22 protein-coding genes are annotated in these 24,617 nt (G+C 37.7%); 11 read left to right on the forward strand and 11 right to left on the reverse strand.

The window, feature by feature from the left end; all coding sequences use genetic code 11:
• The first annotated feature begins 27 nt into the window (after positions 1-27).
• The gene (locus tag RI845_RS09060; RefSeq protein WP_348389414.1) at positions 28-516 is read left to right on the forward strand and encodes a low molecular weight protein-tyrosine-phosphatase; all 489 of its coding nucleotides are present in this window, start codon (positions 28-30) and stop codon (positions 514-516) included.
• Positions 513-893: a hypothetical protein gene (locus RI845_RS09065; RefSeq protein WP_348389415.1), complete on the forward strand. Its 381-nt coding sequence runs from the start codon at positions 513-515 to the stop codon at positions 891-893. The genes RI845_RS09060 and RI845_RS09065 overlap by 4 nt, the downstream gene beginning before the upstream one ends.
• Positions 894-933: 40 nt before the next feature.
• Here the strand turns inward: RI845_RS09065 and RI845_RS09070 are convergent, their stop codons facing one another.
• On the reverse strand, positions 934-1,983 hold the full coding sequence (locus tag RI845_RS09070; protein WP_348389416.1) for a 3-deoxy-7-phosphoheptulonate synthase: 1,050 nt from the start codon (positions 1,981-1,983) through the stop codon (positions 934-936).
• A gap of 101 nt (positions 1,984-2,084) precedes the next feature.
• Positions 2,085-2,894, reverse strand: a complete 810-nt coding sequence (gene ppsR / locus RI845_RS09075; RefSeq protein WP_348389417.1) for a posphoenolpyruvate synthetase regulatory kinase/phosphorylase PpsR — start codon at positions 2,892-2,894, stop codon at positions 2,085-2,087.
• A gap of 136 nt (positions 2,895-3,030) precedes the next feature.
• On the opposite strand from ppsR, the gene ppsA reads away from it, so the two are divergent.
• From ppsA to ydiJ, 5 genes are all read left to right on the forward strand, one after another.
• Positions 3,031-5,403: a phosphoenolpyruvate synthase gene (ppsA, locus tag RI845_RS09080; protein ID WP_348389418.1), complete on the forward strand. Its 2,373-nt coding sequence runs from the start codon at positions 3,031-3,033 to the stop codon at positions 5,401-5,403.
• A 162-nt stretch (positions 5,404-5,565) separates the two neighbouring features.
• Entirely contained in the window at positions 5,566-6,153 is a 588-nt protein-coding gene (locus RI845_RS09085) for a DJ-1/PfpI family protein (RefSeq protein WP_348389419.1), read from the forward strand.
• A gap of 38 nt (positions 6,154-6,191) precedes the next feature.
• Positions 6,192-6,980: a PhzF family phenazine biosynthesis protein gene (locus RI845_RS09090; RefSeq protein WP_348389420.1), complete on the forward strand. Its 789-nt coding sequence runs from the start codon at positions 6,192-6,194 to the stop codon at positions 6,978-6,980.
• A gap of 52 nt (positions 6,981-7,032) precedes the next feature.
• Entirely contained in the window at positions 7,033-7,458 is a 426-nt protein-coding gene (locus RI845_RS09095; RefSeq protein ID WP_348389421.1) for a DUF3224 domain-containing protein, read from the forward strand.
• Positions 7,459-7,552: 94 nt separating this feature from the next.
• Positions 7,553-10,603, forward strand: a complete 3,051-nt coding sequence (gene ydiJ / locus RI845_RS09100) for a D-2-hydroxyglutarate dehydrogenase YdiJ (protein WP_348389422.1) — start codon at positions 7,553-7,555, stop codon at positions 10,601-10,603.
• Positions 10,604-10,700: 97 nt separating this feature from the next.
• Here ydiJ and RI845_RS09105 read toward each other — a convergent pair whose 3' ends face one another.
• Positions 10,701-11,744, reverse strand: a complete 1,044-nt coding sequence (locus tag RI845_RS09105) for a Leu/Phe/Val dehydrogenase (protein WP_348389423.1) — start codon at positions 11,742-11,744, stop codon at positions 10,701-10,703.
• Positions 11,745-11,985: 241 nt separating this feature from the next.
• Between RI845_RS09105 and RI845_RS09110 the strand changes: the two genes are divergently transcribed.
• Positions 11,986-12,396: a DUF4826 family protein gene (locus RI845_RS09110; RefSeq protein WP_348389424.1), complete on the forward strand. Its 411-nt coding sequence runs from the start codon at positions 11,986-11,988 to the stop codon at positions 12,394-12,396.
• A 16-nt stretch (positions 12,397-12,412) separates the two neighbouring features.
• Here the strand turns inward: RI845_RS09110 and RI845_RS09115 are convergent, their stop codons facing one another.
• From RI845_RS09115 to RI845_RS09145, 7 genes are all read right to left on the reverse strand, one after another.
• A complete protein-coding gene (locus RI845_RS09115; protein WP_348389425.1) occupies positions 12,413-12,874 on the reverse strand; it encodes a GNAT family N-acetyltransferase in 462 nt (153 codons plus the stop codon).
• Positions 12,875-12,938: 64 nt separating this feature from the next.
• Positions 12,939-14,087 carry a cupin domain-containing protein gene (locus RI845_RS09120; protein WP_348389426.1) on the reverse strand — a complete coding sequence of 383 codons (1,149 nt, stop codon included), beginning with the start codon at positions 14,085-14,087 and terminating at the stop codon, positions 12,939-12,941.
• 153 nt (positions 14,088-14,240) lie between these two features.
• Entirely contained in the window at positions 14,241-15,608 is a 1,368-nt protein-coding gene (purB, locus tag RI845_RS09125; protein WP_348389427.1) for an adenylosuccinate lyase, read from the reverse strand.
• Positions 15,609-15,637: 29 nt separating this feature from the next.
• Complete coding sequence (gene hflD, locus RI845_RS09130) at positions 15,638-16,252, reverse strand: high frequency lysogenization protein HflD (protein WP_348389428.1); 615 nt, start codon at positions 16,250-16,252, stop codon at positions 15,638-15,640.
• Positions 16,253-16,289: 37 nt separating this feature from the next.
• A complete protein-coding gene (mnmA, locus tag RI845_RS09135) occupies positions 16,290-17,414 on the reverse strand; it encodes a tRNA 2-thiouridine(34) synthase MnmA (protein WP_348389429.1) in 1,125 nt (374 codons plus the stop codon).
• A gap of 109 nt (positions 17,415-17,523) precedes the next feature.
• The gene (locus RI845_RS09140) at positions 17,524-17,991 is read right to left on the reverse strand and encodes an NUDIX hydrolase (RefSeq protein WP_348389430.1); all 468 of its coding nucleotides are present in this window, start codon (positions 17,989-17,991) and stop codon (positions 17,524-17,526) included.
• Between the two features lie 24 nt (positions 17,992-18,015).
• Complete coding sequence (locus RI845_RS09145; protein WP_348389431.1) at positions 18,016-18,699, reverse strand: pseudouridine synthase; 684 nt, start codon at positions 18,697-18,699, stop codon at positions 18,016-18,018.
• 252 nt (positions 18,700-18,951) lie between these two features.
• Here RI845_RS09145 and RI845_RS09150 point away from each other — a divergent pair, with 252 nt between their 5' ends.
• On the forward strand, positions 18,952-21,180 hold the full coding sequence (locus RI845_RS09150; RefSeq protein WP_348389432.1) for an NADP-dependent isocitrate dehydrogenase: 2,229 nt from the start codon (positions 18,952-18,954) through the stop codon (positions 21,178-21,180).
• A gap of 228 nt (positions 21,181-21,408) precedes the next feature.
• Here the strand turns inward: RI845_RS09150 and cspD are convergent, their stop codons facing one another.
• A complete protein-coding gene (gene cspD, locus RI845_RS09155; RefSeq protein WP_348389433.1) occupies positions 21,409-21,621 on the reverse strand; it encodes a cold shock domain-containing protein CspD in 213 nt (70 codons plus the stop codon).
• A 245-nt stretch (positions 21,622-21,866) separates the two neighbouring features.
• Between cspD and clpS the strand changes: the two genes are divergently transcribed.
• Both clpS and clpA read left to right on the forward strand, forming a co-directional pair.
• Positions 21,867-22,187 carry an ATP-dependent Clp protease adapter ClpS gene (clpS, locus tag RI845_RS09160; RefSeq protein WP_348389434.1) on the forward strand — a complete coding sequence of 107 codons (321 nt, stop codon included), beginning with the start codon at positions 21,867-21,869 and terminating at the stop codon, positions 22,185-22,187.
• 85 nt (positions 22,188-22,272) lie between these two features.
• Positions 22,273-24,537 carry an ATP-dependent Clp protease ATP-binding subunit ClpA gene (clpA, locus tag RI845_RS09165; protein WP_348389435.1) on the forward strand — a complete coding sequence of 755 codons (2,265 nt, stop codon included), beginning with the start codon at positions 22,273-22,275 and terminating at the stop codon, positions 24,535-24,537.
• Positions 24,538-24,617: the final 80 nt, after the last annotated feature.

Consider the following 24,617-nt stretch of genomic DNA (forward strand, 5'->3'; position numbering starts at 1 on the left):
TGTGGTTCTGATCCGAGGAAATGCCAGTTGGTTGATAATAAAAAGTTAAATAATATTAAGTCAGTACTGTTTGTCTGTATGGGCAACATATGTCGTTCGCCATCGGCAGAGGCTGTGTTTCGCCATAAAGCAAAAGAGCAGGGCGTTGATGTTGAGATTGACTCGGCCGGTACCATTGGCTATCACGTAGGCCATAAACCTGATGCCCGCTCACAAAAAGCGGGCGAGGCTCGTGGTTATGACTTTAGTGGTTTGTTTGCTCGTAAGGTAGTAGTTGAAGATTTTGATAACTATTCAGTAGTGCTTGCTATGGATAATGAAAATTTTTCTAATTTAATCGAATTATCGCCAACCGAGCATCACCATAAAATAAAGCTCTTTTTAGAGTATGGTGAAAGCTTTTCAGAAACAGAAGTGCCAGATCCTTATTATGGTGGTAGTGGTGGCTTTGAGTTAGTGCTGGATCTCATTGAGGATGCTAGTGATGGTTTATTGAAAGAAATGAACCATTTATGAATATATATAAAGCACTATTGTATTCTATGGTTGTTTGTTCAATACCTGCTTGTTCTTCGGATTCAGGGGCACAGGCAGAACAAGTTCATCGAGGTGTTTATACCTGGGGACCAGAAGTTCGAAGTTTTAAGCCCTGTGATCAAGAAAACGCTTATTGGGTTAGCTACGATTTTGCAGGCCAAGCTATGCAACGTTATTATAAGAAAATGCAAACAACACCCTATCAGCCGATGTACATTGAATTTAGAGGCATGCTGTTAGATGAAGAATTGGCTGGTTTTGCTAATGATTACTCTGGGTTGTTTCGCATAAGTGAGGTATATAACTTTACTTTCGAAGTACCCGATGAATGTAACGTTTCAGGACTTAAAAAATAAGGCTCCAATGGGAGCCTTATTTATTGGTATGTTTCGTTGCTTATTTTGTACTTTTTATGGCTGTTTGTAATATATTTAGAATATCTTCGCTTTGCTCTAAGTTAACGCACGCATCGGTAATGCTTTGGCCATACACAAGCTCTTGTTCTGCAATGACTTTTTGATTGCCTTCCACTAAAAAACTTTCAATCATTACACCAAATACACCAGTTGAACCACCTTGTATTTGCGTAGCTAAATCTTTCGCAACGTTCACTTGTTTACGATGATCCTTTTCACTATTACTGTGACTACAATCAACCATAATGCTCGGAGTAAGCTTTGCATCGTTAAGCTTTGAACATGCACTGTTAACATGCTCCAATGAGTAGTTAGGTACTTTACCACCACGTAAAATGATATGAGCAAATGGATTACCTGAAGTGCGATAGATACACATTTGTCCGGTTTTATCCGGCGAATATAACACGTGCGGTACGCTTGACGCTTGAATCGCATCAATGGCTATTTTTACATTACCGTCTGTACCATTTTTAAAGCCAACTGGGCATGACAGGGCTGACGCTAATTCACGGTGAACTTGCGATTCAGTTGTGCGAGCACCGATAGCGCCCCAACTGATAAGGTCGGAAATATATTGACCAGTAACCATGTCTAAAAATTCAGTGGCTGTTGGTAAGCCCATATCATTAATTTGCATTAATAAATTACGTGCTAAGTGTAGGCCTTTTTCAACGTTGAATGATTTGTCTAAATCAGGATCACTTATTAGTCCTTTCCAACCAACAGTGGTTCGAGGTTTTTCAAAATAGACACGCATAACAATGTATAAATCATCGATGTAATGATCATGCAATACTTTAAGTTTTTCAGCGTAATCTAACGCGGCTTTTGGGTCATGAATTGAACACGGACCAATAACGACTAATAATCGTTTATCTTTACCGCTAATAATATTTTCAATAATGTTTCTAGAATCAATTATGTGTTGGGCATTTTTATCTGATAACGGGATATCGCGAGCAAGTTGAGCAGGTGATACTAAGTGGTCAATCAGTGATGTGCGAAACTCATCGGTTCTAATAGTCATGTAAAGTCTTTTTTATAAAGCAAAATCTGGCGCTAATATAGGTAAAAACGGCTCTTAAGGGAACCGTTTTCTTATAATTTTATGATCTTTAACAAGATATTTTAGTATTTATATCGTTGTAAGCCAGTTTCCGATAATATTTTTGCTGATATTTCTTCTACAGAAAGTTTCGTGGTGTTTAAAAAAGGAATTTTTTCTCTTTTGTATAACTTTTCAACTTCTCTAATTTCCATTCGACATTGCCTTGCTGAAGAATATTTAGAGTTTGCCATTCGTTCATCACGAATTTCATGTAAGCGATCAGGTTTTATGGTTAACCCGAAAATTTTACCTTTATGCTTTTTCAAAAATGGTGGTAAAGAAAGTTCGTCCATATCATCGTCAGTGAAAGGGTAATTAGCCGCTTTAACGCCATATTGCAGTGCTAAATATAATGAAGTAGGGGTTTTACCTGAACGTGAAACACCAACCAAAATAACATCGGCATGTTCATAGTCAGTAACTTTACTGCCATCATCATTGGCTAAAGCAAAGTTAACCGCATCAATTCTAAAGTCATAACTGTTTTCATGAATAGAGTGTGTGCGATGTGCTTTAGGCTTTGCTTCAATACCAAGTTGTTTTTCCATTGGGCTAATGAAGTGCTCTAAAAAGTTATAAATAATACCATCACAACTGTCTATAACTTCCCGCGTTTCAGCTTTAACAAAGGTATGAAAAACAAATGGTTTTTCACCTGTCCTTTTATAAGTTAGATTAATTTGTTTCTTTACTTCCTCAGCTTTTTCTATAGTTTCAACAAAAGGAATGGTGATGTGCTCAAATTCAAGCGGAAAAAGTGACAATAAAGCATGTCCAAAAACCTCGGAAGTTATTGCTGTACCGTCGGATATGTAAAAAGCTGCGCGCATTTTGTAACCTAAAATAAAAACTTACTAAATTGGTTTTAGTTTAGCCTTTTGCAGTGTAGAATGTCGACGATTTTTGCAGGTTATTATGCTGATAACCCGTTTATTACAATTTGATTATTCTTGTTAGGAGAAACACGTGCAAGAGAATGTACTTTGGTATCAAGATCTAGGTATGGGTGATGTAGAACGCGTTGGCGGTAAAAATGCATCCCTTGGTGAAATGATAAGTAACCTTTCAAACGTTGGGGTTCAAGTACCGGGTGGTTTCGCAACGACTGCCTTTGCATTTAACGAATTTCTAGAGCAATCTGGCGTTAACGACAAAATTTATGCTGAATTAGATAATCTGGATGTTGATGACATTCAAGCATTAACTGATTCAGGCGCAAAAATTCGCCAATGGATTATCGACACTCCTTTTCTACCTGAAATGCAAAAAGACATTGAACAAGCTTACGCTCAATTAGCGGGTGAGTTTTCTGCTGAAGCTTCTTTTGCAGTTCGTTCTTCAGCTACAGCTGAAGACATGCCAGATGCATCTTTTGCGGGTCAACAAGAGACATTCCTAAACGTACGTGGTTTAGACGCCGTGATGGTCGCTATCAAGCACGTATTTGCCTCATTATTCAATGACCGTGCTATTTCATACCGCGTACATTCTGGTTATGACCACCGTGGTGTTGCATTATCTGCTGGTATTCAACGTATGGTTCGTTCAGACATTGCATCAAGTGGTGTTATGTTTACTATTGATACTGAATCAGGTTTCGAAGATGTAGTATTTATCACTTCAAGCTTCGGTTTAGGTGAAATGGTTGTTCAAGGCGCTGTGAACCCTGATGAGTTTTACGTTCATAAACCAACATTAGCAAACAATAAGCCTGCTGTTGTTCGTCGTAATATCGGTTCAAAAGCAATAAAAATGATTTATGCTGATACTCAAGAACATGGTAAGCAAGTTGATATCGTTGATATTGAAGAAGCACAATCGAATACATTCTCTATTAACGATAGCGAAGTTGAAGAATTAGCTAAACAAGCAGTAATTATTGAACAGCATTACGGCCGTCCAATGGATATTGAATGGGCCAAAGATGGCTTAGACGGTAAACTGTACATTGTACAAGCTCGCCCTGAAACTGTTCGTAGCCGTGAAAGCGCAAATGTTTTAGAGCAATTCCAATTGCAAGACAAATCAAAAGTTGTTTGTGAAGGTCGTGCTATTGGCCAAAAAATTGGTAAAGGTAAAGTAGTCGTTCTTGATTCAATTGATGAGATGGATAAAGTACAGGTTGGTGACGTTTTAGTTACTGATATGACTGACCCAGATTGGGAACCAATCATGAAACGCGCATCCGCTATTGTGACTAATCGTGGTGGCCGTACGTGTCATGCTGCAATCATCGCTCGTGAAATGGGTATTCCAGCGGTTGTTGGTTGTGGTAATGCTACAGCGCTTATCAAAGATGGTTCAGAAGTAACTGTATCATGTGCTGAAGGTGATACAGGTTTCATTTATGAAGGCCAGTTAGAGTACTCAGTTACAACTTCTGAAATAGATAACATGCCTGATATTCCATTAAAAGTAATGATGAATGTTGGTAACCCAGATAGAGCGTTCTCTTTTGCACGTTTACCACATGCTGGTATTGGCTTAGCGCGCGTTGAATTTGTTATTAATAAAATGATCGGCGTACACCCGAAAGCACTTTTAAACTTTGATAATGAATCAGCTGACTTGCAAGCAGAGATCACTGACATTATCGCTGGTTACGAGTCTCCACGTGAGTTTTACGTAACTAAACTGACTGAAGGTATTTCAACATTAGCCGCGGCGTTTAATCCAGAACGCGTTATTGTTCGTATGTCTGATTTCAAATCAAACGAATACGCTAACTTGGTTGGTGGCGACATTTACGAGCCAGAAGAAGAAAACCCAATGATTGGTTACCGCGGTGCTTCTCGTTACATCTCTGAAGACTTCCGTGAATGTTTTGCAATGGAATGTGACGCAATTAAACGTGTACGTAATGACATGGGCTTAACAAATGTTGAGATCATGATCCCATTCGTACGTACGTTAGAAGAAGCTGAGCAAGTTATTGAAATTTTAGCTGAGAATGATTTAGTTCGTGGCGAAAATGGTTTAAAAGTGATTATGATGTGTGAATTACCATCAAACGCTTTATTAGCCGACCAGTTCCTTGATCATTTCGATGGCTTCTCAATTGGTTCAAACGATTTAACTCAGTTAACTCTTGGTTTAGACCGTGACTCTGGTTTAATTGCTCACTTATTTGATGAGCGTAACCCTGCGATTAAAGCATTACTTTCAATGGCGATTAAAGCCTGTAAAGCACGTGGTAAATATGTAGGTATTTGTGGTCAAGGTCCTTCTGATCATAAAGACTTTGCTGCATGGTTAGTAGAACAAGGTATTGATAGTGTGTCACTTAACCCTGACTCAGTATTAGATACTTGGTTATACCTTGCTGAGCAAAACAAATAAGCATTGAAACTGTTTGAATAAAAAGCCGGCTTATTAGCCGGCTTTTTTGTTTTCAATAACCTGGTTTAGGAAAATCAAGAATGCGTAAGAATTAATTAATGGACTTGCTATAAATTACAACGTAATTTAGATAAACAGTATTTTAGTCAACCCATCTTACTTATGATCAATGTCGCTATTTATATTTATGATAATGCCGAAGTTTTAGATTTCTCTGGGCCATTTGAAGTATTTACCACTGCAGCAAGAATTGCGGGTGATGTGGTTCCTTTTAATACGTTTCTTGTTTCTGAACAATCAAAGCAAATTCAAGCAAGAGCAGGTTATACGCTGCAGTCAAACTATTCTTTTGATGATCACCCCAATATCGATGTATTAATCATAGTTGGTGGTGTGCACGACGCTGAAATGGAAAAACCTAATGTGATTCAATGGATAAAGCAGCAATCTGCCTCATCGTGTTTAACCGCATCAGTGTGTACAGGAGCGTTTCTGTTAGCCAAAGCGGCAGTGCTCAGTAATATGCAGGTTACAACTCATTGGCAAGACATAAAAGATTTACGAGAGCAGTTTCCTTGCTTAGATGTAAAAGAAGGAGTGCGCTGGGTAGATAACGGCGACATTGTTACGTCTGGCGGTATCTCTGCTGGTATAGATATGAGCCTACACTTGGTCAGTAAATTACATTCACATGAATTGGCAGAGCAAACTGCAAAGCAAATGGAATTTAGCTGGACTAAAAATACATAAGACCTGAAAAACTTTGTTCAATAAGGAATTTAATACCTGTGCAACTTAACATTCAATTTATTAATGCTTTTACTGATACGTTATTTAAGGGGAACTCAGCTGCTGTAGTACTGCTAGAACAATGGCTGAGTGATGAGTTGATGCAGTCTATTGCTACTGAAAATATGCTTTCAGAAACAGCATTCTTAGTTAAATTGCCTGATGGACGTTTTCATATACGTTGGTTTTCACCGATAACGGAAATCGATTTTTGCGGCCATGCGTCACTAGCAAGCGCCTATGCGTTATTTACCGACAATTCAAGATTGAACTCATTAATATTTCATGCCGATGCGGTAGGGGATTTTACCGTTGAAAAAGATGTCGAATTTATTACCATGAATTTCCCTTTAATGACACCAGAGGCGGTTGATGAAATACCATTGCCAATAATATCTGGTTTATCGATTAAACCAATCCTGGTTCTTAAAAATAAACAAGCATACTTTGCTGTTTATGAAAATGAATCTGATGTTATAAATGTTGTACAAAATTCAGACCAAATCAAACTGTTAGCACCGTTAGATGTGGTAGTAACAGCGCCATCTAAAGACTATGATTTTGTGTGTCGTTATTTTTGGCCAGCCAATGGTGGTGATGAAGACCCGGTTACCGGTTCTATCTATGCTGGGCTTGCTCCATACTGGCACTCTCGGTTACGCGTTACTTGTTTGGAGGCCCGTCAGGCCTCATTGCGCGGCGGTTTAGTGAAATGTAAGCTTTTAAACAACAGAGTTTTAGTGAGCGGTAAAGCGGTTAAGTATTTGACCGGAACCATTGATGTTTGATGGTTTTTTAATCATGGTAAATGACGATGTTATCTAACTAAAGAGTGAAAATATGAGCAAAACGTTAACCGGTATATTCCAAATAACCCAATGGGATGAAGAATCACATATTGTATTTGATGAAGGCGGAAAGCAATCTTATGCACAAATAAAACAAACCTATAATGGCGATATTAAAGGTGATTCATCAATAAAATATTTGATGAATTATAAAACGGAAACGTCTGCTTGTTTTGTCGGTTATGAAGTGATGAATGTCACTATTGATGGAAAACAAGGCCAATTAGTATTAAAGCATGACGGTCTATTTGAACAAGGAATCGCCAGTAGTAAGTTTGACATTATTAGTGAAAACTCTACTGGGGACTTAATCGGTATACAGGGCAGTGGTAGCTTCACATCTACAGAAAATGGTCAGGCTGAATATACATTTAAAGTAAACTTTGACAAAAATTCCATCAAAGTTATCGGTATATAGCGTATTTCTCTATTAAGTAAGCAGAAAGCATTTGTTTTCGTAACAAATATTTAGCATCATAGGGCTCTCTACATTCTTAGTTCATTAGAGCACTATGTTACCTCGTTTAGACTTTACAGATGTTATTGCACCGATATATCAGCAATATATTAAAGCCCTGAAAAAATCCAATTTTTCTGGTGATATTTCATGTCACTATAGTTCCCGTCTTGCTGTAGCGACAGACAACAGTATTTATCAACAACTTCCACAAGCTGTCTTACACCCAAAAACTGTTGAAGACATTAAATTGATCAATCAAATTTCGAGTCTTGAAAAATTTAATGAGATCAAATTTAGTGCCAGAGGAGGTGGTACAGGGACCAACGGACAATCGCTAACACCAGGTATTGTTGTTGATTTATCCAAGCATATGCGCAAAATCCTCGATGTTAATGTGCAGGAAGGCTGGGTTAAAGTTCAAGCGGGTGTAGTAAAAGATCAGCTCAATGAATATTTAAAACCGCTGGGGTTTTTCTTTTCTCCAGATTTATCTACCAGTAACCGTGCCACTATTGGCGGCATGATAAATACTGATGCTTCGGGGCAAGGCTCGTTAGTTTACGGTAAAACGTCAGACCATGTATTGGGCTTGCGCTGTGTTCTAGCAAATGGTGACGAATTTTCTACTAAAGCTAAAACTATCGCAGAAACAGAAGCACTTATAAGCCAACCAAATTCGATTGCCCAGTTATATAAAACTGCTTTTTCCAGTTGTTCTGAAAATCGTGAACAAATCATCGCTAAGTTCCCTCGTTTAAACCGTTTCTTAACAGGTTATGACCTTGAAAATGTGTTTAACGACGATTTGTCTGAGTTTGATTTAGGTCGTTTAATAACGGGCTCTGAAGGCTCTTTAGCAATTGTCGCCGAGGCAAAATTAAATATTACACCTATTCCAAAAGCCAGGGCTTTGGTCAATATAAAATACAACGATTTTGAGTCAGCATTAAGACATGCGCCAGCATTGCTTGAAGCAAAAGCGTTATCGGTAGAAACCATTGACAGTAAAGTGTTAAATTTAGCCAAACAAGATGTGGTTTGGCATACCGTGAAAGATTTAATCTGTGACGTTGAAAATAAAACAATGGACGGTTTAAACATTGTTGAATTTACTGGTTTAGAGTTAAACGACGTCGAACAAAAAATTGAGCTTTTATCAGCCTCGCTTAACCAAAATATAGAGCAGCAGACTCTTGGAGTAATTGGATTTCAAGTTACCTATGACTTAGGCAGTATTAACAAACTGTATGCTATGCGAAAAAAAGCGGTAGGTTTATTAGGTAATGCCAAAAGCCAAGCAAAACCGTTAGCATTTGCAGAAGATACTGCGGTTCCTCCAGAAAACCTAGCCGATTTTATTTTAGAGTTCAGAGCACTACTTGATAGTTATAACCTTGATTATGGTATGTTCGGACATATCGATGCCGGTGTTCTACATGTGCGTCCAGCGCTTGATATGTGTGATCCAAAGCAAGAAGTTATCCTACGAGAAATATCTGACCAAGTTGTCGCATTAACAGCTAAATATGGCGGCTTGATGTGGGGAGAACATGGTAAAGGCTACCGTAGTGAATATGGCCCGAAATTTTTCGGTGATGAGCTTTTTAATGAGTTAAGAAGGATTAAAACTGCTTTTGATCCTCTCAATAAAATGAACCCGGGTAAAATATGTACGCCACTGGACAGTAATGAGCAACTGGTTAGCGTTGATGCTAAAAAACGTGGTGCATATGATCGTGAAATTCCAATTACTATTAGAGAAGCCTTACCATCAGTAATGAACTGTAATGGTAATGGCTTATGCTTTAACTTTGATAGTAAAAGCCCAATGTGTCCATCAAGTAAAATTACTGGAGATAGAAGGCACTCACCAAAGGGGCGCGCAGGTTTGATGCGCGAATGGTTACGTTTACTTGCCGATAAAGGTGTCGACTTTAAACAATTGCAACGTGAATCTACGCACGTATCAGTCAAGACTATGGCATTAAAAACGTTAAATACCATTAAGAGTAAAGTTGGTGGTTACGACTATTCTCATGAAGTGATGGAAGCTATGAGTGGTTGTTTAGCGTGTAAAGCGTGTGCCAGTCAGTGTCCGGTAAAGGTTGATGTGCCAGACTTTAAAGCACAATTTGCACAAGTGTATTACTCAAGATATTTAAGACCAATGAAAGATCATTTTGTTGGCCAAATTGAAAATTTAGCGCCATTAATGGCAAAATTACCATCGGTAATTAATTTCTCTATTAATAACGGTTTATTCAAATCATTCAGTAAGCATGCTTTAGGGTACATTGATACGCCGTTATTGTCTGTACCTACGCTAAAAGCTGAAATTAGTGATGAAAACTTTGAGACATTTAATTTAGAAAACCTACAAAATTTATCACTTGAGCAAAGGTCTAAATACGTAATAGTTGTACAAGACCCGTTTACGTCATTTTACGAAGCCTCGCTTGTTAGTGATATGATGAAACTTATTGCTAAGCTTGGCTTTAAACCTATTTTGTTACCGTTCATGCCAAATGGTAAACCTCAACATGTGAAAGGTTTTTTAGCTCAATTTACGAAAACTGCAGCAACAGCAAGTGAATTATTAAATGAAATTCATCAGTTAAACATTCCTATGCTGGGAATGGATGCGTCACTAGTGCTTTGTTATCGAGATGAATATAAACAAATACTTGCTGAAAAACGTGGTGATTTTGAAGTAATGCTTAGTCATGAATGGTTAAAACAAATCATGGTTAATGAGCAACCTAAAGAGTCTAAATACTTGCCCATATACCAATTATTTAGTCATTGCACTGAAAAAACAGCATTACCAAGCTCTGAATCAGATTGGCAATCAATTTTTACCTTCTTTGGTTTAAAATTAAACGCGATCAGTGTGGGCTGTTGTGGAATGGCCGGTACCTACGGGCATGAAAAACAAAACCAAGCTAATTCGCAAGGTTTATATGAGTTAAGCTGGCAACAACCGATTGATGCTGGTGATACATCGTATCAATTAGCAACGGGGTTTTCATGTCGTAGTCAAGTGAAAAGGCTGGGGCAAAAACAATTGAAGCATCCTATACAGGCGTTGTTAATGCACCTGTAACCGATAATGGAACATAGCCAAAAAAAGCCCGGTTAAATTTAATTTAACCGGGCTTTTTATTTAATACTTTAAAGCGTTAGCTCATAAGTTTGTATAATTATTTATGTCCGTTCTTGATTATTTCTCTAGCCATTTGATCGGCGACAATACCCGTTGGTAAATCTTCCTGCGCCGCTTTTTCAAATACTTGCATTAACGTATTATAAATATTCTCAACTAAGCTTGTTGCTGTTTTTGCACAATACTCATCTTCGTAGATTTCTAGCGCCACATTGATGATACCACCAGCATTAATGACATAATCAGGTGTGTATAAAATGCCTAAATCTTTTAATACTTGATCATGACGTGCTTCAGCAAGTTGGTTATTGGCACAACCGGCAATAATTTTTGCTTTTAATTGTTTGATTGATTCATCATTAATACTTGCACCTAAAGCACATGGAGAATATACGTCAACATCCTGGCTATAGATGTCATCCAAAGCAACTACTGTTGCATCGAGCTCTTTAGCCGCTTTTTCAAGAGTTTGTTGATTAATATCTGTTACAACTAATTCTGCACCTTCAGCTTTAAGTTGTTCACATAATGAATAACCAACGCTGCCTAGGCCTTGTACCGCAACTTTGACACCTGATAACGTATCTTTACCAAGTTTAAATTTAACCGCAGCTTTAATGCCTAGCAGTGTACCGTATGCCGTGAATGGACCTGGATTGCCACTTTTTCCTTCAAGACCAGAAACAAAGTCGGTCTCTTGATTAGCAATAGCCATATCAGCTGTTGTAATGTTCACATCTTCAGCGGTGTAGTATCGACCGTTTAAATTGTTAACGGCGCGGCCAAATGCTTTTAATAACTCTTCTGATTTAAGTTGTTTAGGGTTTCCTATAATAACCGCTTTACCACCACCAAGCTTTAAGCCGGCCATAGCATTTTTATAAGTCATGCCTTTAGATAAACGTAAAACGTCTTTTAGTGCATCTGCATCGTTTGAATAATCCCAAAAACGACAACCACCAGCAGCTGGGCCTAAATTTGTATTATGCACAGCAATAATTGCTTTTAAACCTGATTGCTCATCTGAACAATAAACAACTTGTTCATGGTGATCAAAATCGACTAAATCAAAATAAGACACAGTTTTCTCCAATTTATAATCCGTTGCTAAAGTAATTATAACAACCAATTTCATAAGTATATTTTTGTGGACGCAACATAGCATTTTACTTGGACTAAACGCTAGTTATTTAGCAATAATTACACACAAACATTCGTTAAGAATTAGTTACAGCAAATTACTCAACGTATCTTTAAGTTATACTTGTCAAAACCCTTTTTTTCAGCGAGTATTGACTCAACCTATTTTGATGAGAAGTAAAATGTCAGAACAACTTAATTTAACCGAAGAGCAGCAATCTGCTTGGGTTCGTGAACAATACCTAAAAGCAACGAAATACTTGGCCGACAAAGGGGTAGTAACAGATAATGTAGCGCCTCAAGACAGTCGATACTTAGTGCCTATAGTAGCCGTATGGAAACTTAACACCATGTCAGATGGATCCGTATGGGTAATAAGTGGTGATTTGCCTTGTGATCATATTTCTACATCTGCAGCTGATAACGTAAGAGATGCGTTGCGTAATTTTTCGATGAAGTGGCAATTACAAGCTCAAAACATTGTGCAGACTGTTAACGATCAGACTCAGTTGGATTTTGCTAGATTATTGGTCAGTCGCGCAGAAGGGCTTTTTGAATTATGTGAAAAAGATGATATATGGCCAGAAGACTAAAGAGTATATAAATAAATCAGTGGGACAAATAGAAGCGTTTAAAGTTTATTTGTCCTAATGAACATGCCATGCGCTGTCTTGGCATGCCTGCTTCCATAAACACTGAACCGACCGGTTCAAACCCATGACGGGCAAAGTAATCAACAGCATCTAACGAACTGTTTATATACACTTCGGAAAGATTATTGTTTCTGGCAATATTGAGAAGGGCATCGATAACTTCTTTACCAACTGGAGACTTGCGTTTAGACATAACTACGCAAACTCTTGATATTTCACCTTGGTTGGTAATACGTCCTGTTGCAATAGGCTCTTGTGATCCTTGTTCAATGACTAATACGTGATAGGCTTTTCTGTCATGGCGATCAAACTCGACGTTATAAGGTATACGTCTTTCACAAACAAATACCTTTTCCCGTACAGATTTTAATTGTTGCTTCGCTTGTTTCCAATCAACAATATTTACTTGGTAAACCACAAAAATACATTTCCACGCCGTTCTTTAAAATTAAGCACAGCAACTTAATTTAAAAGAATAAACCTTAGTCACACTCAAAACACCAGAGCCCCTTATTAATAACACTAGTTAACAGTTGTTGGTTTTTCAAACAATTTAATGAACTTTCTACTAAGTTTTTCGTCAAAGGTTTTTTGCTAGCTAATAATTTTGCTAACTCAATAGTATCAGTGTCTACCGGGAAGTTTTCTCCATTTACGAATAAGCGTTTGATTTCATGTTGATTTATTAATATACACTTCAGACCTAATACTGGGTAAAGTACTTCGCCTTCCGCTAAAAGTTCTTTTATCAGCTCGATCGGCAAAGGTTCAACAGGAACGAGCAAATTTAAGGTGTGGTGTACTGTTGTTAAGTATTTACCTAGAAAATCCTGTACTAAACCTTCGTCTTTAAATGCGGATGTCATTACGTTATGTAGTAGGTTTAGATCTGAACCTTCGATTTCTTCTGGTTTGTCTGTCGCTCGTCGTTTGCTGTCATCAAATCGTTGTTCAAATAAATGATTGTCCAGTTGGTAATCAGCAAATGCAGATATTAACTCCTGTGCACTTGGCGCCTGAAAGCCAACAGAGTAATTAATTGAATTATCAATAGACACACCATTGTGTGGGTGGTTCGGCGGAATATAAAGTAAATCGCCAGGTTCGGTAATTTCATCTATTACTGCATTAAACATTGAGACCTGCTTTAAATCTTCATGCGGAATTAGCTCTGTTAAGGAAGCATCAGGTTTACCTACTTGCCAACGCCTTTTTCCTTCACCTTGAATGATAAATACATCGTATTGATCCAAGTGGGGACCAACACCGCCACCTGGAGTTGAAAAACTGACCATAACATCATCAATACGCCAATTTGGAATAAACTTAAATGGTTCAATTAATGAATCAACATCTGCTGACCAATGATTAACTGCTTGCACAAGTAGGGTCCAGTTTGCTTCACCAAACTCGCTAAAATCTTCAAAGGGCCCATGTTTCACATCCCACTTGGAATTGTTGCAACTAATGATCCTAGATTCGATAAATTCTTCCATCGCTAAACCAGCTAATTCGTTAGCGTCTATTGAATCTTCAAAATTAGCAAAAGCACCTTTGATGATTAATGGTTTTTTCTGCCAATATTCAGCAAGAAAGGTTTCTGGAGTTAAATCTTTAAAATCTATTTTCATTTTGGTTCTTATATAAATATGTTGGTTTCTATAAAAGTATAGTGTAGTGAGAAACAGAAGAATTTAAACTATACATGGCAATTCTAAGTTCCTTCATCCCTGAAGTAAAAAAGGCGCTAATGCGCCTTTATATTCCGAAAACTAAACAACAGCTTAGATTTCGTTAACAAACTCAATCGCTCGACCGATGTAACTTGCTGGAGTCATAGCTTTTAATTCGTCTTTAGCGCTTTCAGGCATTGCTAAAGTATCAATGAATGCACGCATAGAGTCAGCATCAACACGTTTACCACGAGTTAATTCTTTCAGTTTTTCGTATGGCTTTTCAATACCGTAACGACGCATAACCGTTTGAATTGGTTCAGCTAAAACTTCCCAGTTTTTGTCCAATTCATCTAATAACGCTTGCTCATTTACTTCTAACTTGCTCATACCTTTTAACGTAGACTGGTATGAAATTAATGAGTGAGCAAAACCTACACCTAAATTACGAAGAACTGTAGAGTCGGTTAGATCACGTTGCCAGCGAGATACAGGAAGTTTTTGTGCAAGGTGGTTCAATATTGCGTTTGCAATACCTAGGTTACCTTCAGAGTTCTCAAAATCAATAGGGTTAACTTTGTGCGGCATTGTTGAAGAGCCAATTTCACCAGCAATAGTTTTTTGCTTAAAGTGACCTAAGGCAATATAACCCCAAACATCACGATCAAAGTCGATTAGTATTGTGTTGAAACGTGCCACAGCATCAAATAATTCAGCAATGTAGTCATGTGGTTCAATTTGAGTAGTGAAAGCATTCCATGTAACACCTAAAGAGGTAACAAATGTTTCAGAGAACTCATGCCAGTTTACTTCTGGGTAAGCTGATATGTGAGCATTATAGTTACCAACAGCGCCGTTAATTTTACCTAACATTTCAACATTGGCAATTTGATCACGTTGACGCTTTAAACGTACATAAACGTTAGCCATTTCTTTACCCATAGTACTTGGGCTTGCAGGTTGACCGTGAGTACGACACATCATTGGCATTGATTGATATTCAAGCGCTAGGTTTTTAATCTCGCTTAAGATTTCATCCATTACCGGTAATAAAACTTCTTGGCGACAATCAGATAACATTAATGCGTGAGATAAGTTGTTGATGTCTTCAGACGTACAGGCAAAGTGAATAAATTCAGAAACTGCGTCAAGCTCAGGATAAGCTGCAACTTTTTCTTTTAATAGGTACTCTACGGCTTTTACATCATGGTTTGTAGTCGCTTCAATGGTTTTTACGCGAGCAGCATCGGCTTCTGAAAAGTCAGTTACAATAGCATCTAATACGGCATTCGCTTCATTTGAAAATGCTGGTACTTCAGCGATTTCTGCTGTTGCGGCTAATTTTTGTAACCAGCGAACTTCTACAGTTACACGGTATTTGATCAGACCAAACTCACTAAAGATCGGACGTAGGGCTTTTACTTTGCTGCCGTAACGACCATCTACTGGTGAAATTGCACTAATGCTTGAAAGTTCCATAAGTTTTCCTAAGTTTTATAATTTAAATTTTAAATCTGTTTAAGTAGTTGTTGAGCCGTGGCAACAAAATTGCCACGTCTGAATAAAATCGTTCGGCGTTTACCGCCCATTTGACGCCATAAAACGGTAGCACGAATACCAGCAAGCAATAACGCTCTAATCCGATGTTGATTACCAACCTGTTTTAATATATTTGGATCACCGGCAATTTGTATTTTTGCACCTAGCGGGCTTATTACATCGGTGTAGATACTCGCAAATGAATTGCGCATATGTTCACTATCTAAATCAAAATGATCAAGTTGGCGAGAACATTGCTCAATGCGAGAGCCAAGTTCAGCCATAACTTTAGGCTTATTTTGTAAACGTCGTTCTAAATTTAATAAACTAACGATATAGCGGGTGATTTCTGGGTCTTTTTTCGGATTCTTGTCACCTAGTTGGGCAATTATCATCATCAGTCCATCACTGACATTTTCCAGTTTATCATCATACACGCCTAAGCAGTTTGCTGGATTGGTGTTTACAATGCTGCTCATCATTACGTTAAATAAATCTTCATCACAATGATTTTTGCGGGCAATACCTTGTGCCATCATTGCAACTTGGCAAATTCCGGCGAAGGCTAAAGTCTGTTCTTTCATGCTCATAATAGTTTTAATACTTTTTTATCTAGCGTTATCATCTGATCAGGGTGTCGATAATGCCACCACCCAAACAAATTTCATTTTGATAAAATACTACCGATTGTCCAGGTGTAACTGAACTTTGTTCTTGCTCAAAAACTACTTGATAATTTTCATCGTCTAAACGTGTGACAGTACATACCACGTCGTCTTGTCTATAACGAGTTTTTACAGTGCATTGTATAGACTGGCTTATTGATAAATCGATTCGTGAGACCCAATGCAATTGCGATGCGATTAATCCTTTAGAAAAAAGGCGAGGGTGTTTATTACCTTGGCCGACGATTAATACATTGCGTTGCATGTCTTTATCAACTACATACCAAGGTTCTTCACCGGCATCTCTTAAACCACCAATGTGTAAGCCTTTGCGCTGTCCCAAGGTGTGATACATTAAGCCTTCGTGTTTACCAACTTCAACACCCTCGGCCGTTTCAATAACACCAGGTTGAGCAGGTAAAAACTTTCCTAAGAAGTCTTTGAACTTACGCTCACCGATAAAACAAATACCGGTAGAGTCTTTTTTGTTGGCGGTAACTAAACCTTCGCGCTCAGCAATTGCACGCACTTCAGGTTTCTCAATATGTCCGACAGGGAATAACGTTTGACCCACTTGCTTGTGGCTCAATGTATATAAGAAATAACTTTGGTCTTTATTACTGTCTAGTCCGCGCAACATTTCAAACTTGCCGTCAGCATCAGCTCTGCGTTGAACATAATGCCCTGTAGCAATGTAATCTGCGCCTAAGTCTTCACAAGCAAACTCAAGGAACGCCTTAAATTTAATTTCTTTATTACACATAATATCTGGATTAGGTGTTCGTCCAGCTTTGTATTCTTCAAGGAAATACTCAAAAACATTGTCCCAGTATTCTGCAGCAAAGTTTATTGTGTGTAATTCAATACCAAGCTTTTCACATACTTGTTGTGCGTCTTTAAGATCATCTGCGGCAGCACAATATTCATCGTCATCATCTTCTTCCCAGTTTTTCATAAACAGACCTTCAACCTGATAACCTTGTTCTAATAACAAGTAAGCTGAAACGGACGAATCAACACCGCCAGACATGCCGACGATAACTTTAATATCTTTATTTGCTGTGTTTTGCTCAGTATTCAAAGACTTTAAATTCCAAGTAGGTGTAAAAATGGCGCGAATTGTAGCATGAATTGGAAAATCTGACAGTAAATATTGTGTCTAATATATAGAAAATTATTGTATAAATTTGTTATGTATTAACAGAAGTTATATTTGTTTTGAGAATTGAAAGCGGGTAGTTATTGCCATTTAAAAAATCATTTAAACATTCGACTACCAGCGGGCTCCTAATTTGCTCACCTTTAGCAAGTAATTCTTCTTTAGTTAACCAAATAGCACGTAAGATATCACTGTCTTGGGGCTGCGTTTCAGTAAAGTCACTAAGCTCTACGACAAAACAAAATCGAAGATAATGTAGTTTTATATCTTCGCGATAATGATAATAAATACCACTTATAAAATCGGGTTCAACCTGTAAACCGGTTTCTTCCAATACTTCTCGTTTGAATGCGGCGATCAAGTTTTCATTTTCTTCAACATGACCAGCAGGTTGGTTGTAAACAATCTTTTCGTCATCGACTTCCTCAACAATCAGGAATTTATCCTGATGAAAAATTATTCCGGCAACGGTTGTATTGGGCTTAAATTGTTCTGTCATGACTATTCTTATATTAATGGTAGATTATACGATTCGGTACTCACCGGGCTTTAGGTCACTTAATGTATATTTACCTACAGAATAGCGTATTAAACGTAGAGTAGGGTGACCAATATGAGCCGTCATACGACGTACCTGACGGTTTTTACCTTCACTAATACTCATTTCGAGCCAAGTTGTAGGGATGTTTTTGCGTTCACGTATAGGGGGATAACGTGGCCAAATTGATGGCTCGTTAATGACTTTAACTTTAGCCGGTTTAGTTAACCCATCTTTAAGTTCAACGCCTTCAATTAAAGCGTTAATTGCTTCTTGGCTTGGTGCACCTTCGACTTGTACCCAATAAATTTTACTTTTGTTGTTTTTAGGATTGGCTAATTGGTGCTGTAATTTACCATCATTGGTTAATACTAGTAAGCCTTCAGAGTCTTTATCTAATCTACCTGCCGCGTATACATGAGGAACATCAATATAATCTTTTAATGTTTTGCGTTTTTGATCGTCAGTAAACTGGGTAAGAACATCAAACGGTTTATTAAATATAACCACCTTTGTTGGGCCTGTATCAAGCTTTACTGGTTTGGCTTTTTGTTTGAAAGAACTCGCTTTCTTATACGCACCAGTACTTGGCCTATTACGCTTTTGTTGGGCTTGTTTGTTATTTGATTTTAGCTGATTTCGGCTGTTTTTATTTTCTAAATTAGACAATTACAAACTCTTATTAACAATGTATTTGGATTATAGTTACAGGGTAGTTATTAAATAAATACCAAGTATAAATATTATGAATGGTATATAGCCCTATGACGACTATTTTAATCAATAACATGCTGATATACTACTGCGCGATTAGATTAATACCCGTATCCATTGATGTTTTTTTAAAGTTCTTTAATAAAAGTTGATGGTTCAATAAGACTTAGACCACAGTTAAGTGGTAAGCATACTATAGGAATTGAAATGACAACTGATAATTCAAAAATCATTTATACCATTACCGATGAAGCACCTGCATTAGCAACTCATTCTTTTTTACCAATTGTTGAAGCATTTACTGCTCCGGCTGGTATTGAAATGACTACTAAAGATATCTCTTTAGCTGGTCGTATTATTGCAAACTTAGCAGAGTTTTTACCTGAAGAGCAACGTATTGGCGATGCACTTGCCGAGTTAGGCGATTTAGCTAAAACACCAGAAGCTAATATTATTAAGTTACCTAACATCAGTGCTTCAATTCCACAATTACAAGCAGCGATCAAAGAACTACAAGCTAAAGGTTATGCCTTACCTGAGTTTCCTGAAGATGCTAAAAACGATGAAGAGAAAGCAATAAAAGCTGCGTACTCTAAAGTATTAGGTTCAGCAGTTAACCCTGTATTACGAGAAGGTAATTCTGACCGTCGTGCACCAGGTTCTGTTAAGCAATTTGCTAAAAATAATCCTCACCGTATGGGTGCTTGGGCAAAAGATTCAAAGTCTCACGTTGCACACATGAGTGGCGGTGACTTCTATGGTAGCGAACAATCAGTAACTGTTGCTGACGCAACTGATGTTAAAATTGAATTCACAGCTACTGACGGTACAGTTAATGTATTAAAAGCTTCTACGCCGCTATTAGCTGGTGAGATCATTGATTCATCAGTAATGAACTCAAAAGCATTACAAGCATTTTTAGCTGAGCAAATTGCTGATGCAAAAGCACAGGGTGTTTTATTCTCTTTACACATGAAAGCAACAATGATGAAAGTTTCTGACCCAATCATTTTTGGTCAATGTGTATCAGTATTTTACAAAGCTGTTTTCGATAAGCACGCTGAAGTATTTGCAGACCTTGGTGTTGATGTTAATAATGGTATTGGTGATGTTTACGCAAAAATTAGTTCTTTAGATGAATCATTACAAGCTGAAATAAAAGCTGATTTAGATGCTGTGTATGTTGATGCCCCTGCTATGGCAATGGTTGATTCAGATAAAGGCATTACTAACTTACACGTACCTTCAGATGTAATCATTGATGCTTCAATGCCTGCAATGATCCGTGGCGGCGGTAAAATGTGGAACACTGCTGGCGAAGAGCAAGATACTAAAGCTGTAATTCCTGATCGTTGTTATGCAACCTTATATTCTGAAACAATTGCTTTCTGTAAAGAAAATGGCGCATTTGACGTAACAACTATGGGTACTGTACCTAACGTTGGTTTAATGGCACAAAAAGCAGAAGAGTATGGTTCTCATGATAAAACATTCCAAATGGCAGCTGATGGTGTGGTTAAAGTTATCGACGCATCTGGTACTGTTCTTATGGAACAAAATGTTGAATCTGGCGATATCTTCCGTATGTGTCAAACTAAAGACTTACCAATTCAAGATTGGGTTAAGCTTGCTGTAAACCGTTCTCGTTTATCAAATACACCAGCGATTTTCTGGTTAGATGAAAACCGTGCACACGACGCTGAAATGATTAAAAAAGTAAATGCTTATTTGCCACAGCACGATACAACGGGTTTAGATATTCAAATTTTAGCACCAACTGACGCAACTAAAGTAACACTTCAACGTGCTAAAGATGGTTTAGATACTATCTCTGTAACAGGTAATGTATTACGTGATTACTTAACAGATTTATTCCCAATTTTAGAATTAGGTACGTCAGCTAAAATGCTTTCAATCGTGCCATTAATGAACGGCGGTGGTTTATTTGAAACTGGTGCTGGTGGCTCTGCTCCTAAGCACGTTCAACAGTTTGAACAAGAAAACTACTTACGTTGGGATTCATTAGGTGAGTTCTTAGCATTAGCTGCGTCTTTAGAGCACGTGAGCAACTTTGCTAATAACCCACAAGCACAAGTGCTTGCTGATACTTTAGATGCTGCTACTGCGACGTTCTTAGCTGAAAACAAATCTCCAGCGCGTCGTGTAGGTCAAATTGATAACCGTGGTTCTCATTTCTACCTTGCTATGTACTGGGCACAAGAATTAGCCGCTCAAGATACTGATGCAGCGCTTAAAGCGAAATTTACTACACTTGCAGCAACGTTAACTGAAAACGAAGCTAAAATTGTTGATGAATTAAACTCAGCTCAAGGTGTTGAAAACAACATTGGCGGTTACTACCAAGCAGATGTTGAATTGGCTGCAAAAGCAATGCGTCCAAGTGCAACACTTAATGCTGCGTTAAGCGCACTTTAATCGTAATTATTTAACGATTATTAAGTAATATTAAAATGCCACATACAGCGATGTATGTGGCATTGTTGTTTTAAGCGTGCAACAGAAATTAAACCATCCCTAACAATTCTAAGTTAATTATTTCCAGACACTACAGAATTCATGCCATCCCTGGCAATTCTAAGTTATTTCATCCCTGAAACAAAAAAAACACCCTTAGGTGTTGATTTTGTTTGCACACTTAATGTGTTATTCGCAGTCTGTTGGTTTTATGCTTGCAGCATGGTGTCCCTTAGGGCCCTGATTAAGCTCATAATCAACGTGTTGACCTGCCTTTAAAGTTCGGTATCCGTCCATTACTATTGTTGAGTAGTGAGCAAAAATGTCTTCACCACCTTCTTCAGGACAAATAAAACCAAAACCTTTGGCATTGTTAAACCATTTCACTGTACCGTTTGCCATATTACTAACTTCCTTCTTTATGAATCGGTAATTTGTTATATTTACTGGCATAAGCATGATTAAATTCAATTCATACTTCGTTTTTAATTATTTGCAATAAATATCAACAATTAGTGTCTAAAAATTAGTCACTTATAAAAATTTAGATAATTTTGTAGAATAGTCAAGTTAAATCATTGGATTTTTTTACATTTATTTTACAAAAAGAATTCTACAGAACACAAAGTTAAGGCTATTATTTGAGTATGGGCAAGGGTAAAGAAGAGCTCGAAGGCGATCTGCAGACGCTGGAAATCGAAAAAGAAAAATTTAAGCGTCCATCTATGTATCGGGTAATTTTATTAAATGATGATTACACACCGATGGATTTCGTTGTAGATGTATTAAGTAAGTTTTTTGGCATGAACAGTGATCAAGCAACTGACATCATGCTGACAATACATTATAAAGGTAAAGCAAGCTGCGGTATTTTTAGTGCCGAAGTGGCAGAAACAAAAGTTGATTTAGTGTGTCGTTATGCCCGAGAACATCAGCATCCGTTGATGTGTACCATGGAAAAGGTATAACAAAGGCAAAAATAGTTTCAGAAAAATATTGGTTTTTCCCCGTGTTAGTACTAGTTTAGAAGTATAGAGTGTCAGGAGTGTGCCTATGTTGAATAAAGATTTGGAAATTTCGTTAAATTTAGCTTTTCGTCAGGCGAAAGATTCTCGCCATGAGTTTATGACGGTAGAGCATTTGTTGTTAGCGCTATTAGAAAACCCGGAAGCGGTTGATGCTATAAATGCTTGTGGTGGTGACATCAACAAGTTAAAAATGGAAATTCTAAACTTTATTGGAGAAACAACCCCGGTTATTCCTCAAGGTGATGAAGATAGAGAAACACAACCAACATTAGGCTTTCAAAGAGTTTTACAACGTGCTGTTTTTCATGTTCAATCATCAGGTAAAACTGAGGTTAATGGCGCTAATGTATTAGTCGCTATCTTTAGTGAACAAGAATCTCAAGCTGCTTATTTCCTTAAAAAGTCTGAAATCACTCGACTTGATATTGTTAATTATATTTCCCATGGTATTGCGAAAAACTTGCAGCCGGAAGAGGTTAGTCCAAGTTTAGAACAACCAGTAACGCCAGAAGATGAATCTAAAAATCTTGATGCTTACGCTGATAATTTGAATGCATTAGCCGTTAAAGGCGAAATTGACCCTATGATCGGTCGCAGCAATGAACTAAACAGAGCTGTACAAGTGTTGAGTCGTCGACGTAAAAACAACCCATTGTTCGTTGGTGAAGCAGGCGTTGGTAAAACCGCAATTGCTGAAGGCTTAGCCAAATTAATTGTTGAAAAGAAAGCGCCAGAAGTGTTGGCTGATGCAACCATTTACTCTTTAGATATGGGCGCATTGTTGGCTGGTACAAAGTACCGTGGTGATTTTGAAAAACGTTTTAAGGCGTTATTAAAAGAGTTACAAAAAGACAAGCACGCGATTTTATTTATCGATGAAATTCATACTATCATTGGCGCTGGTGCTGCATCAGGCGGCATGATGGACGCTTCAAACCTAATAAAACCGCTTTTGTCATCAGGTAAACTGCGCTGTATGGGCTCAACCACCTTTCAAGAATTTAAAACAATTTTTGAAAAAGACAGGGCTTTGGCTCGTCGTTTCCAAAAAATTGATATTCATGAACCTAGTATTGATGAAACCACAAAGATATTAATGGGTTTGAAAGAAAAGTATGAAGAACACCATAGTGTTAAATATTCTAACAAAGCGTTAAGGGCTGCCGCAGAGCTTTCTGCTAAATACATCAATGATCGATTTTTACCTGATAAGGCGATTGATGTTATTGATGAAGCTGGCGCTAAGCAACAAATTGTCGCTGCTACTAAACGTAAGAAAGTAATAAATATTGGTGATATAGAAGCAATTGTTGCCAGTATTGCCCGTATTCCTGAAAAGTCGGTATCTTCCACTGAAAAAGATAACTTGATGAATATTGACCGCAACTTGAAAATGGTTGTATTTGGTCAGGATGAAGCGATTGATGGTTTAACTTCGGTGATCAGATTAAGCAGAGCAGGGCTTGGCGCTGATGAAAAGCCGATTGGTTCATTTTTATTCTCAGGCCCTACCGGTGTTGGTAAAACTGAGGTAACACAGCAATTAGCCAAACAGTTGGGTGTTGAACTGTTACGTTTTGATATGTCTGAATACATGGAAAAACATGCAGTTAGCCGTTTAATTGGTGCTCCTCCTGGATATGTAGGTTTCGAACAGGGCGGTTTGCTGACTGACTCTGTTATTAAACACCCGCATTCAGTGGTATTACTTGATGAAATTGAGAAAGCGCATTCAGATATTTATAATATCTTATTACAAGTAATGGACCACGGTACGTTAACTGACAATAATGGTCGAAAAGCTGATTTTAGAAATGTTGTATTAGTATTAACTACAAATGCAGGCGTACAAGAAACACAGCGTAAATCTATAGGCTTTAAACAACAAGACCATAGTCATGACGCTATGAGCGAAATAAACCGCGTATTCTCGCCTGAATTTAGAAATCGTCTCGACTCAATTATTTGGTTTAATCATTTAGAGAATGAAGTGGTTGAACAGGTTGTTGACAAATTTATTGTTGAACTACAAGTGCAATTGGATGGCAAAGGTGTTTCGTTAGAAATGTCTAAACAGGCCAGAACCTGGTTAGCTAACCATGGTTATGATAAATCAATGGGTGCAAGACCTATGGCTAGACTAATCCAAGAGAAACTGAAAAAACCGCTCGCAAACGAACTTCTGTTTGGTGATTTAATGCAAGGTGGTGTGGCAAAAGTTTGTGTAAATAAAAAATCAGACACGTTGAGTGTTACGGTTGAGCCCAAAAAAGAGCTTGTCTCTCAATAACCTCAAATTATTACAACAAAGCTCTAACATTTCATAAGGGACCTGATGGTCCCTTTTATTTTTTTTATTCATTGTTCCTT

Source organism: Thalassotalea nanhaiensis, from assembly GCF_031583575.1.
In the GTDB taxonomy this organism is placed as follows: domain Bacteria; phylum Pseudomonadota; class Gammaproteobacteria; order Enterobacterales; family Alteromonadaceae; genus Thalassotalea_A; species Thalassotalea_A nanhaiensis.